The organism is Burkholderia sp. M6-3 (assembly GCF_050858985.1).
Classification (GTDB): domain Bacteria; phylum Pseudomonadota; class Gammaproteobacteria; order Burkholderiales; family Burkholderiaceae; genus Paraburkholderia; species Paraburkholderia caledonica.
Genome location: NZ_CP110090.1, coordinates 3450732 through 3465244 on the forward strand (window position 1 = coordinate 3450732; position 14513 = coordinate 3465244).

General features: G+C 61.8%; 11 protein-coding genes. 1 reads left to right on the plus strand and 10 read right to left on the minus strand.

The window, feature by feature from the left end; all coding sequences use genetic code 11:
- Positions 1–18: 18 nt before the first annotated feature.
- From mraY to coq7, 8 genes are all read right to left on the minus strand, one after another.
- Positions 19–1188, minus strand: coding sequence for a phospho-N-acetylmuramoyl-pentapeptide-transferase (gene mraY, locus OH764_RS15025; RefSeq protein WP_020071217.1), 1170 nt, complete (start codon positions 1186–1188; stop codon positions 19–21).
- A gap of 17 nt (positions 1189–1205) precedes the next feature.
- Positions 1206–2633 (minus strand): UDP-N-acetylmuramoyl-tripeptide--D-alanyl-D-alanine ligase, encoded by a 1428-nt coding sequence (locus OH764_RS15030; protein WP_498847319.1) that lies wholly within the window; start codon positions 2631–2633, stop codon positions 1206–1208.
- Positions 2630–4201, minus strand: a complete 1572-nt coding sequence (locus OH764_RS15035) for a Mur ligase family protein (RefSeq protein WP_498847320.1) — start codon at positions 4199–4201, stop codon at positions 2630–2632. The genes OH764_RS15030 and OH764_RS15035 overlap by 4 nt, the downstream gene beginning before the upstream one ends.
- The gene (locus tag OH764_RS15040) at positions 4198–6063 is read right to left on the minus strand and encodes a peptidoglycan D,D-transpeptidase FtsI family protein (protein ID WP_498847321.1); all 1866 of its coding nucleotides are present in this window, start codon (positions 6061–6063) and stop codon (positions 4198–4200) included. Before OH764_RS15040 ends, OH764_RS15035 begins: the two co-directional genes overlap by 4 nt.
- Positions 6060–6410: a cell division protein FtsL gene (ftsL, locus tag OH764_RS15045; RefSeq protein WP_498847322.1), complete on the minus strand. Its 351-nt coding sequence runs from the start codon at positions 6408–6410 to the stop codon at positions 6060–6062. Before ftsL ends, OH764_RS15040 begins: the two co-directional genes overlap by 4 nt.
- A complete protein-coding gene (gene rsmH / locus OH764_RS15050) occupies positions 6407–7360 on the minus strand; it encodes a 16S rRNA (cytosine(1402)-N(4))-methyltransferase (RefSeq protein ID WP_498847323.1) in 954 nt (317 codons plus the stop codon). The genes ftsL and rsmH overlap by 4 nt, the downstream gene beginning before the upstream one ends.
- A gap of 15 nt (positions 7361–7375) precedes the next feature.
- Positions 7376–7804: a division/cell wall cluster transcriptional repressor MraZ gene (mraZ, locus tag OH764_RS15055; protein ID WP_027802334.1), complete on the minus strand. Its 429-nt coding sequence runs from the start codon at positions 7802–7804 to the stop codon at positions 7376–7378.
- Positions 7805–8234: 430 nt separating this feature from the next.
- Positions 8235–8873, minus strand: a complete 639-nt coding sequence (gene coq7, locus OH764_RS15060) for a 3-demethoxyubiquinol 3-hydroxylase (protein WP_498847324.1) — start codon at positions 8871–8873, stop codon at positions 8235–8237.
- Between the two features lie 302 nt (positions 8874–9175).
- On the opposite strand from coq7, the gene OH764_RS15065 reads away from it, so the two are divergent.
- Entirely contained in the window at positions 9176–10372 is a 1197-nt protein-coding gene (locus OH764_RS15065; protein ID WP_498847325.1) for a porin, read from the plus strand.
- Between the two features lie 197 nt (positions 10373–10569).
- On the opposite strand, the gene OH764_RS15070 is transcribed toward OH764_RS15065, so the two are convergent.
- Entirely contained in the window at positions 10570–12243 is a 1674-nt protein-coding gene (locus tag OH764_RS15070) for a long-chain fatty acid--CoA ligase (protein WP_498847326.1), read from the minus strand.
- A gap of 154 nt (positions 12244–12397) precedes the next feature.
- On the minus strand, positions 12398–14476 hold the full coding sequence (locus OH764_RS15075; RefSeq protein WP_498847327.1) for a molybdopterin-containing oxidoreductase family protein: 2079 nt from the start codon (positions 14474–14476) through the stop codon (positions 12398–12400).
- Positions 14477–14513 lie beyond the last annotated feature (37 nt).

The window sequence follows — 14513 nt, forward strand, 5'->3', positions numbered from 1 at the left end:
GCTTCCCCTAATACCTGCTTAACGCAACTTGAGCGTGGACAATCCGAACAGACACAACATCAACGTGATGATCCAGAAGCGCACGACCACTTGCGTCTCCTTCCAACCCGACAATTCGAAGTGGTGATGCAGCGGCGCCATCTTGAACAGACGCCGGCCCTCGCCAAAACGGCGCTTGGTGAATTTGAACCACGCCACCTGCAACATCACCGAAAGCGTTTCCGCGACGAAAATGCCGCCCATGATGAAAAGCACGATTTCCTGGCGCACGATGACCGCGACCGTGCCGAGCGCGCCGCCGAGCGCAAGCGCGCCGACATCGCCCATGAACATTTGTGCCGGATGCGTGTTGAACCAGAGGAACGCGAGCCCCGCGCCGCCCATTGCCGAGCAGAAAATCAGTAATTCGCCCGCGCCGGCGATATGCGGAAACAACAGGTATTTCGAGTAGACCGAGCTGCCCATCACGTAAGCGAACACGCCGAGCGATGCGCCGACCAGCACGACCGGCATGATCACGAGCCCGTCGAGACCATCAGTGAGATTGACCGCATTGCTCGCGCCGACGATAACCAGATACGTCAGTACGATGAAGCCCCACACGCCGAGCGGATAGCTGATCGATTTGACGAACGGCAACATCAGGTCGGCACGCGCGGGCAAGCCCATCGACAAGCCGCTGCGCACCCACGCCATGAACAGGTCGAACACACGCACGTTACTCGCCTCCGACACGCTGAACGCGAGATACACCGCGGCGAACAGACCGATCACCGACTGCCAGAAATACTTTTCGCGCGACGACATGCCGCGCGGGTCTTTGTAGACGACCTTGCGGTAATCGTCGACCCAACCGATCACGCCGAAGCCGAACGTAACCAGAATCACGATCCAGATGAAGCGATTGGTCAGGTCCGCCCACAACAGCGTGGCCACGGCGATGCCGAGCAGAATCAGCACACCGCCCATGGTCGGCGTGCCGGATTTCACGAGGTGCGTTTGCGGACCGTCTTTACGAACAGCCTGACCGACCTTCATGGCGGTCAGCTTGCGAATCACCGCCGGGCCGCAGACGAGCCCGATCAGCAGCGCGGTGATGGTCGCCATCACCGCGCGGAAAGTGAGATAACTGAACACGCGCAAGAAGCTTGCGTCATTCTGCAGCCATTGCGCCAGCGCCAGTAGCATGCTTCGGTCCTTCTATTTCAGTGTGCGGCGGGCGTACTGCCCGCTGCGTTGGGTTGTGGACTCGTAACGGCGTCCACCACGCGCTCCATCTGCATGAAGCGCGAGCCTTTCACGAGAAGCGTTGCAGCGGCGCCGAAGCCGGCCTGCTGCAATTGCGCGACCAGCGTGCCGATGTCGGCCACGTGATGCGCGCCAGCGCCATACGCGGTGCAGGCGTCGCGCGAGGCGTCGCCCATTGCATACAGCGCGTCGATACCGCGTTCCTTCGCGTATGCGCCGATCTCGCGGTGGAACTCGGGACCGTTGTCGCCGACTTCGCCCATGTCGCCCATGACGAGCACACGCGGCGAAGCGTGCGACGCGAGCACGTCGATCGCGGCGCGCATCGAGTCGGGATTCGCGTTGTACGTGTCGTCGATCACCGTTGCGCCGGCTAGCGTGCCGAGCGCGGCATGCTTGACCTGCAAGCGGCCTTTCACCGCGCCGAACGATTCGAGGCCGCGCTTGATCGCATCGAGCGAAACGCCCGCGGCCAGAGCGGCCGATGTCGCGGCCAGTGCGTTGTGCGCGTTGTGATTGCCGAGCACTTGCAGCGTGATTTCGACATGGCCTTGCGGTGTGTCGACGCTGAGCAGCTTGCCGTCGAACCTGCCGGTGACGGCGGCTTCGGTCGCGCGTTCGTCGCTGTTCAGCGCGAAGTCGACGATCCGGTTGCCGGTCGCGGCCACGCGCCAGATGCTGGCGAAGGCGTCGTCCGCAGGGAACACGGCGACGCCGTCCGGATTCAGTGCATGAATTACGCTCGCATGCTCGAGCGCGACCGCTTCGACGGTCGCCATGAATTCCTGATGCTCGCGCTGCGCGTTGTTCACGACCGCAACCGTCGGCTCGGCGATCTTCGCGAGCAACGACGTTTCGCCAGGATGATTCATGCCGAGCTCGACCACGGCCAGCCGATGCGCGACATTCAGACGGAACAGCGTGAGCGGCAGGCCGATATCGTTGTTGAAGTTGCCCGCGGTCGCGAGCCGTGCATCCGCTCCAACGGCGGCGGCGAAGATCGACGCGATCATTTCTTTGACCGTGGTCTTGCCATTGCTGCCTGTCACGGCGACGAGCGGCATGCCGAACTTGCGACGCCAGCCGCGAGCCAGCGCGCCCAACCCGACGCGCGTATCGGTCACGCGCAGCGCCGGCACGCTCCAGTCTTGCGGCGCGCGCGAAACGAGCGCCGCCGTCACGTTGCGCGCTGCAACGTCGGCGAGAAAGTCGTGCGCGTCGAAACGCTCGCCCTTGATCGCGACGAAGAGATCGCCCGGACCCGCGCTGCGGCTATCGGTCGACACGCGTTCGAAGGTGACGCTGTCGTCGCCGACCACGGTCGCGCCAGGAATCAGCGCCGCGGCTTCACGCAGCGAGAACATTGGATTTCCTTGCCCGCTCATTCGCCACCTCCGCGTGCCTGCGTCGCCCGCGCGGCGAGCGCGAGACGGGCGTGATCCTGATCGGAGAAAGCGCGCTTCTTGCCCATGATTTCCTGCGTTGCTTCGTGCCCTTTTCCGGCCAGCACGATGACGTCTTCTCGCGCGGCGCTGCGGATCGCCTGAAGGATCGCGCTCGCGCGGTCTTCGATGCGACGCGCTTTCGACGCGTCTTTCATTCCCGCCGCGATCTGCTCGATGATCGATTGCGGATCTTCGCTGCGCGGGTTGTCGCTCGTGACTACGACGCCGTCCGCGATCTTCTCGGCGATTGCGCCCATCAGCGGACGCTTGGTCGCGTCGCGGTCGCCGCCGCAGCCGAACATGCAAATCAGTTCGCCGCCGCGCGCGGTTGCCATCGGGCGCAGCGCTTCCAGCGTTTTTTCAAGCGCGTCTGGCGTGTGCGCGTAGTCGATCACGACGAGCGGCTCGTCGTTCTGCAAGCGGCCGCCGAGGCGTTCCATCCGGCCGTTCACCGATTCGAGCTTCGCCAGTTGGGCGAGCGCGGCGTCGAACGGCATGTCGGCGGCAAGCAATGCGCCGAGCACGGCGAGCAGATTGCTCACGTTGAACGCACCGAGCGTTTGTACTTCGACGTCGGCCTCGCCCCAGTCGGACGTGTTCAGATGAAACGCCGTGCCGGTCGCGGTGGCGCGCACGTTCGACGCGAGCAACCACGCGTCCGCTTGCGGCTCGCTTTGCCCTGCACTTTGCGACGCGTCGTGCGGCGCGGAGTCGAGGCCGTAAGCGATGGTGCGCGCGTGGCCTCGAGTGCTGACAAGCAGACGGCGGCCGGCCGCATCGTCACGATTGATCACCGCCGCGCGCAGTTCAGGCCACGCGAAAAGACGCGCCTTCGCCGCTTCATACGCTTCGAAAGTGCGGTGATAGTCGAGATGATCCTGCGTGAGATTCGTGAACACGGCGATGTCGAACGCCGTGCCGTTCACGCGCCCTTGATGCAGCGCATGCGACGACACTTCCGTTGCGACTGCGCGCGCGCCGGCGTCGCGCAATTGCGCAAGACTGCGCTGCAATTGCGGCGCGTCGGGTGTCGTGAAGCCGGTGTGCACCAGTTGCCCCGGCAAACCGGTGCCAAGCGTGCCGACGATCGCGCAACGTGTGCCGAGGGCCGTAAGCGCCGCAGAAATCCACTGACTGCACGAAGTCTTGCCGTTCGTGCCCGTTACGCCGACCGTCAGCATGCTGTCGCTCGGATCGTTGTACCAGGCACTCGCGATTGAACCGGCGAGGTCGTTCAACGCCGGCACCGCAAGCGTCGTAGATGCATCGATCGCGCCGTTGAATCCTTCGGCCTGAACGAGCACGGCGGCAGCACCGCGTTCAATTGCACTGTCGATGAACGGACGGTTGTCCGCGCCATCCACTGCGTAGGCGAAGAATGCGTCGCCGGCGGCGAGCGAACGCGTGTCGGCGTGCAGATGAGCGCCGGGCTGCACGCGTGCGCGCAGCCAGCCCAGCGCTTCGGCGATCTCCCGATGCGCCGGATGATTGTTGCGCAGCGCGCTCATCGAACGACTCCCGGATGGCTCTTCGCGTTCGCGGAAATCGTCATCTTCTTTGCGCCGGCGCTGGTCGAGATCTTTTTCGCAGCAGACGGCGCGGGCGTTGCAGACGGCGCGGGAGATGCGGAATCGTCCGACACCACCATTTGCTTGACCGGCATTTGCGGCGGCACGTTCAGCGAACGCAGCGTATCGCCGACGATGCCCGAGAACACGGGCCCGGACACCTGACCACCGAAGTGGCTACCTGCGGTCGGCTCGTCGACCGATACCGCGACGACGATACGCGGGTTCGGCATGGGCGCCATACCGACAAACGACGCGCGATATTTCGAGTGGTCGTAACCATGCGGACCGTGCTTATACGCCGTACCGCTCTTGCCCCCGACGCGATAACCCGGCACCGCTGCATCCGGCGACGTGCCGCCCGGCGAGACGACCGTTTCGAGCATCGCGCGCACTTCGCGGGCGGTAGTCGGCGAGAAAATCTGCGGACCCGTTGCCGGCTGATCGCCAGGCGTGCGGAAAATCGACACCGGCATGATCTGACCGTCGTGCGCGATGGCCGAATACGCGCGACCCAACTGGAACAGCGACACCGACAGGCCATAGCCGTATGACATGGTCGCCTGCTCGATACGGCGCCAGCTTTTCCACGGACGCAGACGTCCCGCCGCCGCGCCGGGGAAACCGACCTTCGGCGCCTGACCGAGACCGATGCTCGTGTACATATTCCACATCTCTTCGGGCTTGAGCTGCATCGCAATCTTCGTCGCACCGATGTTGCTCGACTTCTGGATCACGCCGCCGACGGTCAGGACACCGAACGCGCTGTCGTCGGTAATCGGCGCACCGTCAAGCACGAAGCGGCCGCCGCCTGTATCAACCAGTGTAGTCGGCGTGACGCGGTGCAGATCGAGCGCGAGCGACACCGTGAAGGGTTTCATGATCGAGCCCGGCTCGAACGTGTCGGTCAGGATGCGATTGCGCAACTGGTCGCCGGTCATGTGCGACCGGTCGTTCGGGTTGTAGGTCGGGTAATTGACGAGCGCCAGCACTTCGCCGGTCCGCACGTCGATCACCATTGCCGCGCCGGCCTTCGCCTTGAATTTTTCGACGGCCGCTTTCAGGTTCGTGTACGCGATGTACTGGATCTTGCTGTCGATCGACAGATCCACGTCCTGGCCGTTGTGCGGCACGACCTGCTCGTCCACGTCCTCGATGATGTGGCCCATGCGGTCCTTGATCACCCGGCGGCTGCCCGACATGCCCGCCAGCAGCTTCTGATCGCCGAGTTCGACGCCTTCCTGGCCTTCATCTTCGACGTTGGTGAAGCCGATCAGGTGAGCGGTGATCTCGCCTTCCGGATAGAAACGCTTGTACTCGTCGCGCGCGTAAATGCCCGGGATGTCCAGCGCCTTTACCTTCTCGGCGATGTCGACCGGCACCTGACGCTTGACGTACACGAAGTTCTTGTCTTCCGAGAGCTTCCTGCGCAATTCCTTATCGGTCATGCCGAGCAGTTTGCCGAGCGCGCCCAGCTTTTCCGCGCCGAGATCGTCCGGCACCGATTCCGGAATTGCCCAGATGGCGCGCACCGGCAAGCTCGTGGCCAGCACGAGACCGTTGCGGTCGAGAATCTTGCCGCGCGTGGCGGGCAATTCCAGCCGGCGCTGATAACGGATTTCGCCCTGCTTCAGATAGAACGCGTTGCCGGGGCCCTGAATCCAGAAGGCGCGCGCGGTCAGCGCGACGAACGCCATGAAAAGCAGGAACACGACAAGCTTGGAGCGCCACATAGGCAAGCGCACCGACAGGATCGGATTCGCCGAGAAAGCGACGCTCTTGCGAGCCGACGATTTTTTCATCGCACGCCTCCGCTGCGGCTCGTTGCAGGCGCGGACGCCGGACCGGAAGTCGGAATTGGCGCGTCTTCAGCCTTCGCCGAGCCCGGATCGAGCGTCAGATATTGTGTACGGCCGGTCGAGACCGATTGCATTTTTAGCGACGCGGTAGCGATCTGCTCGATGCGCGACGTTTTCGACAGCGCGCTCTGCTGGTATTGAAGCTGCGAATAGTCCTGTTGCAGCTGGCGCTCCTGAGACTGCGCGCGCTGCAACTGGATGAAGATCTGGCGCTGCTGATTGGTTGCGTTGACGACAGACAAGGCACAGCCCATCACGATCATCAGCAGGAAAATGTTGAGACGATTCATGGTGCGATTCGCTCCGCCACGCGCATCACGGCAGAACGGGCGCGCGGGTTGGCGGCGACTTCAGCGTCGCTTGCAAACACACGGCCGATGATTTTGAGCGGGGGACTCGGCAGGTCGACGGCGCGAATCGGCAGGCGACGATCGACCGCAGGCGTACTTGCGTGCGCCTGCATGAATCGCTTGACGATCCGGTCCTCGAGCGAATGAAAGCTGATGACCACCAGCCGTCCCCCTTGCTCCAGCAGCGCTAACGCTGCTTCTAAAACGACTTGCAGCTCCGCAAGCTCTTGATTGATGTGAATCCGTATAGCCTGAAAGGTGCGGGTTGCCGGATCCTTGCCCTTCTCACGGGTTTTGACGACGTTAGCCACGATTTGGGCAAGCTCGCCCGTGCTGACGAGAGGCCCAAGACGGCCGGACTCTGCCCGGCGAGCAACAAGCGCCTTTGCAATCTGAAAAGCAAACCGTTCTTCCCCATAATCTCGTATCACCTCCGTCAGTTCCTGCACCGTGGCCCGCGCCAGCCATTCAGCAGCAGACTCGCCGCGCGTCGGGTCCATCCGCATGTCGAGCGGGCCGTCGGCGCGGAAACTGAAACCCCGCTCCGGGTCGTCGACTTGCGGCGACGACACGCCCAGATCCAGCAAAACACCCGACACCCGTTCAATCCCGCGCTCCGCAATCGCGGTGCGCAGTGAAGCAAAACTCTCATGCACGATGCCAAAGCGCGGATCGGCGATCTGCTGCGCCGTGGCGATCGCGAGCGGGTCTTTGTCGAAAGCGATCAACCGCCCCGACTCGCTCAGCTTCTCCAGCACCAGCCGGCTGTGACCGCCACGCCCAAACGTGCCGTCTACATAAACGCCGTCCGCGCGAGTGACCAGCGCGTTGACCGCTTCTTCCAGCAGCACCGTGCGATGCTGCAATTCGCTTCTCATCGCAGATGCCATATATGTATGCCGCGATCAGAACGTGAAATTCTTTAACGCTTCGGGCATGCCCTCGGCGATCGCCGCCTGTTCCTTCGCGGCGTAAATTTGTGCGTCCCACAGCTCGAAGTGGCGGCCCATGCCGAGCAGCGTCACTTCTTTTTCCAGCGTGCCGGCGGCGCGCAACTCCGGCGACACGAGCACACGGCCCGCGCCGTCCATGTCCACGTCCATTGCGTTACCGAGAAAAATGCGCTTCCACCAGGCGGCGTTCATGGGCAGCTTGTCGACTTTGTCGCGGAAGATTTCCCATTCCGGGCGCGGAAAGAGCAACAGGCAGCCGTCCGGGTGCTTGGTGATCGTCACCCGGCCCTCTGCCTGTGTTTGCAGCGCATCCCGATAGCGGGACGGAATTGACATCCGTCCTTTCGCATCGAGAGTCAGCGCCGACGCCCCTTGGAACACTTAGCTCTCCCTCTTGACCGGCGCTTTTGAGCCGGCTGCCCGATTCGTAAAAATCTACCCGAAACCGCGTGTCAGATCACACAAAAATACACTTTCTCACACTGTCTCCCACTTTAGAGGAACGCTAAACGGGGGTCAAGGGAGACAGACGGTTTTTCGGCGAAATTTGTTTGTTAGAACAAGGACTTAGCGCGACTCGTTCATGTCAGACATAAAACGGAAAATCGTTATAAATGAACGAGCTACTGCGGCTTGTGAAGGTGATACGTGAAAAGTACGAGGGAAAGGCGCGGACCGTAAGCGATCGCGGCAGGCGGCTGGGAGGTGTTAGGCGGGGATTAGGGGATCGAGCAAGGACGACGCCCTGGGCGTCGTCCCACATACGGTAGTTCGGGGCGGTTTCGGGCAGAAAACCGACGTCTGCGGTCTCTTATATGTAGTAGGCGGTACGGGTCATCACTTTGGACATCGCACGCATCAGCGCGCGCGCTGGGAATGGCAGCTCGATGCCGCCAGCGTCCATGGCGGCCTTGCCATGCTCGGCCTCGTCGGCCCGCATCTGGTCGACAATAGCACGCGACTCACGGTCGGCGGCAGGCAAACGGTCCATGTGGCTATCCAGATGCTGTTCGACCTGGCGCTCCGTCTCCGCCATGAAGCCGAGACTGACGCGGTCGCCCAGACGTCCGGCTACGAGGCCGATGGCGAGCGCGCCCGCATACCAGAGCGGATTCAGCAGACTCGGGCGCGAGTCGAGTGCCTGAAGACGCCTGGCCGTCCACGCGAGATGATCTTCTTCTTCGACTGCGGCCCGATCGAACACGGTCCGCAGCGATGGCGACCTCGTCGCGAGCTTCTGCGCCTGGTAGAGCGCCTGTGCGCAGACTTCGCCCACGTGATTCACGCGCATGAGACCTGCGGAGTGGGCGCGCTCGGCCGGCGACAGCTCGGGCACCTCACCGTATGCAGTCGATTCTTGCGGAACCGGCAACGGACGGCTCATGCGTGAGACGCCGGTCATTGAGCGTAAACCCCGATCAAATTCAGTAATCAACTCGTCCAGAAACATTCGGCACTCCCTGATTCGACATCCAGCTCCCCGCTCCGCGCTGCCTGTGCAGCAAGCCTTTGCGGAAGAAAACGCAGTCTCCGGCGAGGCCGGATCTGGCCTTCGGAGACATCAAAATTTCGATTTTAGATCATGTTGCGTAAACGAAACAGGAGCCTTCCAGACGCCCTCCTTTTTCTTTGTGCCATGTAGCCGTTTTGTTACATTACGTGCAACTTCTCGCGAAGTTGGACAAGCAAGGCCTCAACGCTACATAAATATTCGCCTTGTACAAAAGATTCGTAATCCTTGGAGATCATTCGATGAAAAAGTCGCTTCTCGCTCTCGCAGCACTGGGCGCATTCGCAGGCGTCGCACATGCTCAGAGCAGCGTGACCCTGTACGGTATCATTGACGAAGGCTTCAACATCAACACCAACTCGGGTGGCAAGCACCTGTACAACCTGTCCAGCGGTGTTATGCAAGGCTCGCGTTTCGGCCTGCGCGGCACGGAAGATCTGGGCGGCGGTCTGAAGGCACTGTTCGTGTTGGAAAACGGCTTTGACGTGAACAACGGCAAGCTGGGTCAAGGCGGCCTGATGTTCGGTCGTCAAGCATACGTCGGTCTGTCGAGCCAGTTCGGCACGGTCACGCTGGGTCGTCAGTACGACTCCGTCGTCGACTACGTTGGTCCGCTGGAAGCCGGCGACCAGTGGGGCGGCTACATCGCTGCTCACCCGGGCGACATCGACAACTTCAACAACGCATACCGTACGAACAACACGGTCAAATACACCAGCGCGGATTACGCCGGCCTGAAGTTCGGCGGCACGTACAGCTTCGGCGGTGTTGCGGGCAACTTTACTTCGAACCAGATCTGGTCGTTGGGCGCTGGCTACAACAACGGTCCGCTGGTCTTGGGCGTCGGTTACTTGAACGCACGTACGCCGGCAGCTTCGGGCGGCCTGTTCAACAACGGTGGCACGATCGCGACGAACACGCCGGCGACCCCGACGGCTGCAGCAAACTTTGCAGTGACGTCGCCGGTCTACGCTGGCTTCTCGTCGGCTAACACGTACCAGGTGGTCGGTGCAGGCGGCGCATACACGTTCGGCGCGGCAACGGTCGGCCTGACGTACTCGAACATCCGCTTCGCCAACTTGGGCGCTTCGTTTGCATCGCCGTTCAAGGGTCAGTCGGCTACGTTCAACAACGCGGAAATCAACTTCAAGTATCAGTTGACCCCGGCGTTGCTGGTCGGCGCGGCATACGACTACACGCGCGGCGCAGACATCGCTGGTGCATCGCGTGCTCAGTACCACCAAGGCGCACTGGGCGTGGACTACTTCCTGTCCAAGCGTACCGACGTCTACGTGATGGGCGTGTACCAGCACGCTTTGGGCGACACGCTGACCGCTACCGGCGCTGTGACTTCGGCCAAGGCTGGCATCAACGGTCTGTCGGGCTCGCAGAACCAGAACCAACTCGCGGCTCGCGTCGGCATCCGCCACAAGTTCTAATAAGTCGTAAATACGCAGTTTTGCCTCAAAGGCGCCTTCGGGCGCCTTTTTTTATGGGTCCGGCGAGCCGCGACGCTTGCGGGCTTTGCGTTTGCGATAGCGCAAATAAAAAGCCCGGCAGACTGTTCGTCTGCCGGGCTTTCTGGTCTTGCTAGCCGGAACTCGTTGAGAGCCCGGATTTAATTAGTGCCTTACGTTCATGCACGCCCGTCGCGTAGCTCGCGCCGCAAGATCTTGCCGACATTGCTCTTCGGTAGCTCGGTGCGGAATTCGACGATCTTTGGCCGTTTGTAGCCAGTCAGCTGCTGCTTGCAGTAGGCGAAAATATCCGCGTCGGTGAGCGCGTCATCCTTCCTGACGACGAACAGCTTAACCGCCTCACCTGAATGCTGGTCGGGCACGCCGACCGCAGCCACCTCGAATACGCCGGGCAGCCTGGCCACTACGTCCTCGATCTCGTTCGGATAAACGTTGAAGCCCGAAACCAGAATCATGTCTTTCTTGCGGTCGACGATCTTCACGAAGCCCCGCTCGTTCATAAAGCCCACATCGCCCGATCTGAAGAAGCCGTCCGACGTCATGACCTTGGCCGTTTCGTCTGGCCGGTTCCAATAGCCGGCCATGACCTGCGGACCGCGAATGCAAATCTCGCCGGGCTGGCCAAGTGGGACCTCGTTGCCTTCGTCGTCCCGAATCGAGACTTCGGTCGACGGCAGCGGCAGACCGATCGTGCCGCTATATTCCGTTACCGTCACCGGGTTGCAAGTCACACACGGCGACGTCTCCGACAGGCCATAGCCCTCGATAATCGGCGTATGCGTGTTCTCGAACCACCGTTTCGCGACGGCTTCCTGAACCGCCATCCCACCACCGTTGGCCGCGATCAGTTTGGAGAAGTCGAGCTTGTGGAAGTCCGGGTTGTTCAACAGCGCGTTGTACAGCGTGTTGACCGCAGGGATCGTCGTGATCGCATAGCCTTGCAGAGCCTTGATCATCCCGGGGATATCGCGTGGGTTCGGGATCAGAACGCCCAAGCCGCCCGTGCGAATGGTCAGCAGCCCACACACTGTCAGCGCGAAGACGTGATATAGCGGCAGCGCGACAACGGTGACGAACTGCTCGATGTCCGTACGATTTGCGCGAACCGGATTGAGCCAGATTTCCGATTGCAGCACGTTGGCAATAAGATTCCGATGCAGCAGTGTCGCGCCCTTGGCCACGCCTGTGGTGCCGCCGGTGTACTGCAGGAATGCGACGTCGTCCGGGCCCTGTTGAACGGGTTTGAAAGTCTGCCGTTCGCCTTCCGCGATTGCGGCGTTGAATTTGACGTGGCCCGGCAAACTCCAGGCCGGCACCATTTTCTTCACCTGACGCACGACGAAGTTCACAACCGCGCCTTTGACGCCCATCAGATCGCCCATTGCCGCGACCACGATATGCTTCACGGTGGTATTGCGCACAACTGCCTGCAAAGTCACCGCGAAGTTTTCGAGCAGGACGATTGCTTCCGCGCCGCTATCCTTCAACTGATGCTCGAGCTCACGCGGCGTGTAAAGCGGATTGACGTTCACGACCACGTAACCCGCGCGCAAGATTGCAGCGATCGCCACCGGATACTGGAGCACGTTCGGCATCATGATCGCGACGCGAGCGCCACGCGCAAGACCCTTCGACTGAAACCAGGCGGCCAGCTTGCGCGAAAGCGCGTCCAGCTCGCCGTAGCTGATCTCTTTTCCCATGCAGACAAACGCGGGCTTGTCGCGGTGCTCGCGAAACGCCTCTTCGAGCAGTTCCGCGACGGACGAATAGCGGGTTGGGTCGATCTCTGCGGGAACGCCGGGCGGGTAAGATTTCAGCCAGATTTTATCCATGCAGCGTCTCCTTCTTTATTTTCGAATGGTCGTGCTAAAAACGCATCGTAGCATGGGGACCCCTGCGGTAATGGCGAGTGACGGCGTGGTTAGACTGCTGCCTCGAACGTTCTGAGGCTTCCGCGGCGCGGCGTGGCTGGATGGAAGAAATTCGTCAGACGCGCTCGACCTGGACCAGGCAGTCGTAGAAGGTCGCCGATCCACCGAGATCGGTCAGCGCCTGGCTCGTAACCTGATTTGCGTTGCGGCCATCGGGCGCCAGTTTCTTCCACCAGATCGACAGGCCGACCACGAGGCCTTGACGCGCCCGGTCGGTGACACGGGCGCGCGCCTGCATTGAGCCGCGGTCGTTGAAGATACGCACCTGGTCACCGTCGACAATATTCCGCGATCCGGCGTCTGACGGGTGAATGTCGAGATGTGGCTCACCTTCGGTAGACCGCAGGCTTTCAACGTTGACGAAGGTGCTGTTCAGGAAGTTGCGCGCGGGCGGCGAGATCATCGCAAGCGGGTAGCGAGCGGCGAGTTCGGGCGCCGACTCCGCAGATTCATACGGCGGCACGTAGTCCGGAAGCGGATCGAGCCCCTGCTGCGCGAGCTGTTCACTGTAGAACTCGCACTTGCCCGAGGGCGTGCGAAAGCCGCCTTCGGCAAAAGGCGCGTCGGGGAGGTTCAGCTTTGCCCAACCGACCCGTTTGAGCGATTCCCAATCGACGCCTTCAAGCGTCTTGTCTTGCCAACGCAAAGCGCTGCGCGCAACGGTTTCGTCGCTTTCGAACAGCGACGGCTCATCCAGCCCCATCTGACGCGCCAGGCCGCGAAAGATTTCAGTATTGGGACGCGCGTCGCCGACAGGAGGAATTGCAGGCACGTTCACCATGACGTGCGTGTGGCCGTACGATTTGTGCACGTCGAGATGCTCCAGTTGCGTGGTGGCCGGGAGGAGCAGATCCGCATAGTCGGCGGTGTCGGTCTGGAAGTGCTCAAGTACGATCGTGAACAAATCTTCGCGTGCGAACCCTGCAGCGACGCGTTCAGAATCAGGTGCAACGGCAACAGGATTCGAGTTATAGACGACGATCGCCTCGATCTTCGGACCGAATGCCGCGTCGCCCGGATGCAGCAACGCGTCGCCGATTGCGTTCATATTGATTACGCGGCTGGGCTTGGTCGGCCAGCCTGGCATCAGGTCGGGACGCTGCAATGCATGCGAGTCGACCGGCGCCCACCCTGACGACGACAACAAGGCGCCGCCTGCCCGCTCGCGCCACGCGCCGGTCAGCGACGGCAAGCACGCAATGGCGCGCACGGCATTACCGCCGCCGCGCACTCTTTGCAGACCATAGTTCAGGCGAATCGCAGCCTTTTTCGTGCTGCCGTAAAGTCGCGCCAAGTCGACGATAACCTGCTCGTCGATGCCGCAAATCTCGGCGACGCGGGACGGCGGATACCCGAGCGCCCGCGCTTTCAGCTCATCAAAGCCCAGTGTGTGCGCCGCGATGTAAGCGTGATCGAGCAGATCTTCGGAGATCAGCACGTTCATCATGCCGAGCGCGAGTGCGCCGTCGGTCCCGGGCTTCAGCGCAATGTGTTGATGGCACTTCTCGGCGGTCAGCGAGCGATACGGGTCGATCGCAATGAGTCGGGCGCCCTGGCGCTTGGCCTGCTGCGCACGTGTCCAGAAGTGCAGGTTCGACGTGATCGGATTCGAGCCCCAGATCAGGATGACCTCGCTTTCGTCGAAAAACTCCGTGAGCATGCCGATGCCCGCGCCGTACGTGTATTTCAAGCCCGCCGCGCCAGCCGCTGCGCAGATCGTCCGATCCAGCTGCGATGCGCCGAGCTTATGGAAGAAACGTTGAGCGATGCTGTCGCCTTGAATCAGGCCCATGGTGCCGGCGTAGCTGTATGGCAGGATCGCCTCCGGCGCGCGCTGCGCTATCTCCGACAGATGCTTCGCGCCAAGTTCAAACGCCTCGCTCCAGCTGATGGCTTCGAAACGCCCTTCGCCCTTGCGGCCAATGCGCCTCATCGGCGTTGTCAGACGGTGCGGATGGTGAACTCTCTCTGCATATCGACTGACTTTGGTGCACAACGCGCCTTGGGTTGGCGGGTGGTCCGGGTCACCGACCACTTTGACCGCCCGACCAGCCTCAACTGTTACACGCATCGCGCAGGTGTCGGGGCAGTCGTGTGGGCAAACTGCGCGAGCGAATTCAGTCGGAGCGTTCATGGGGTAACCATTCAGGGGACGGGAAGTACGGCGTAAC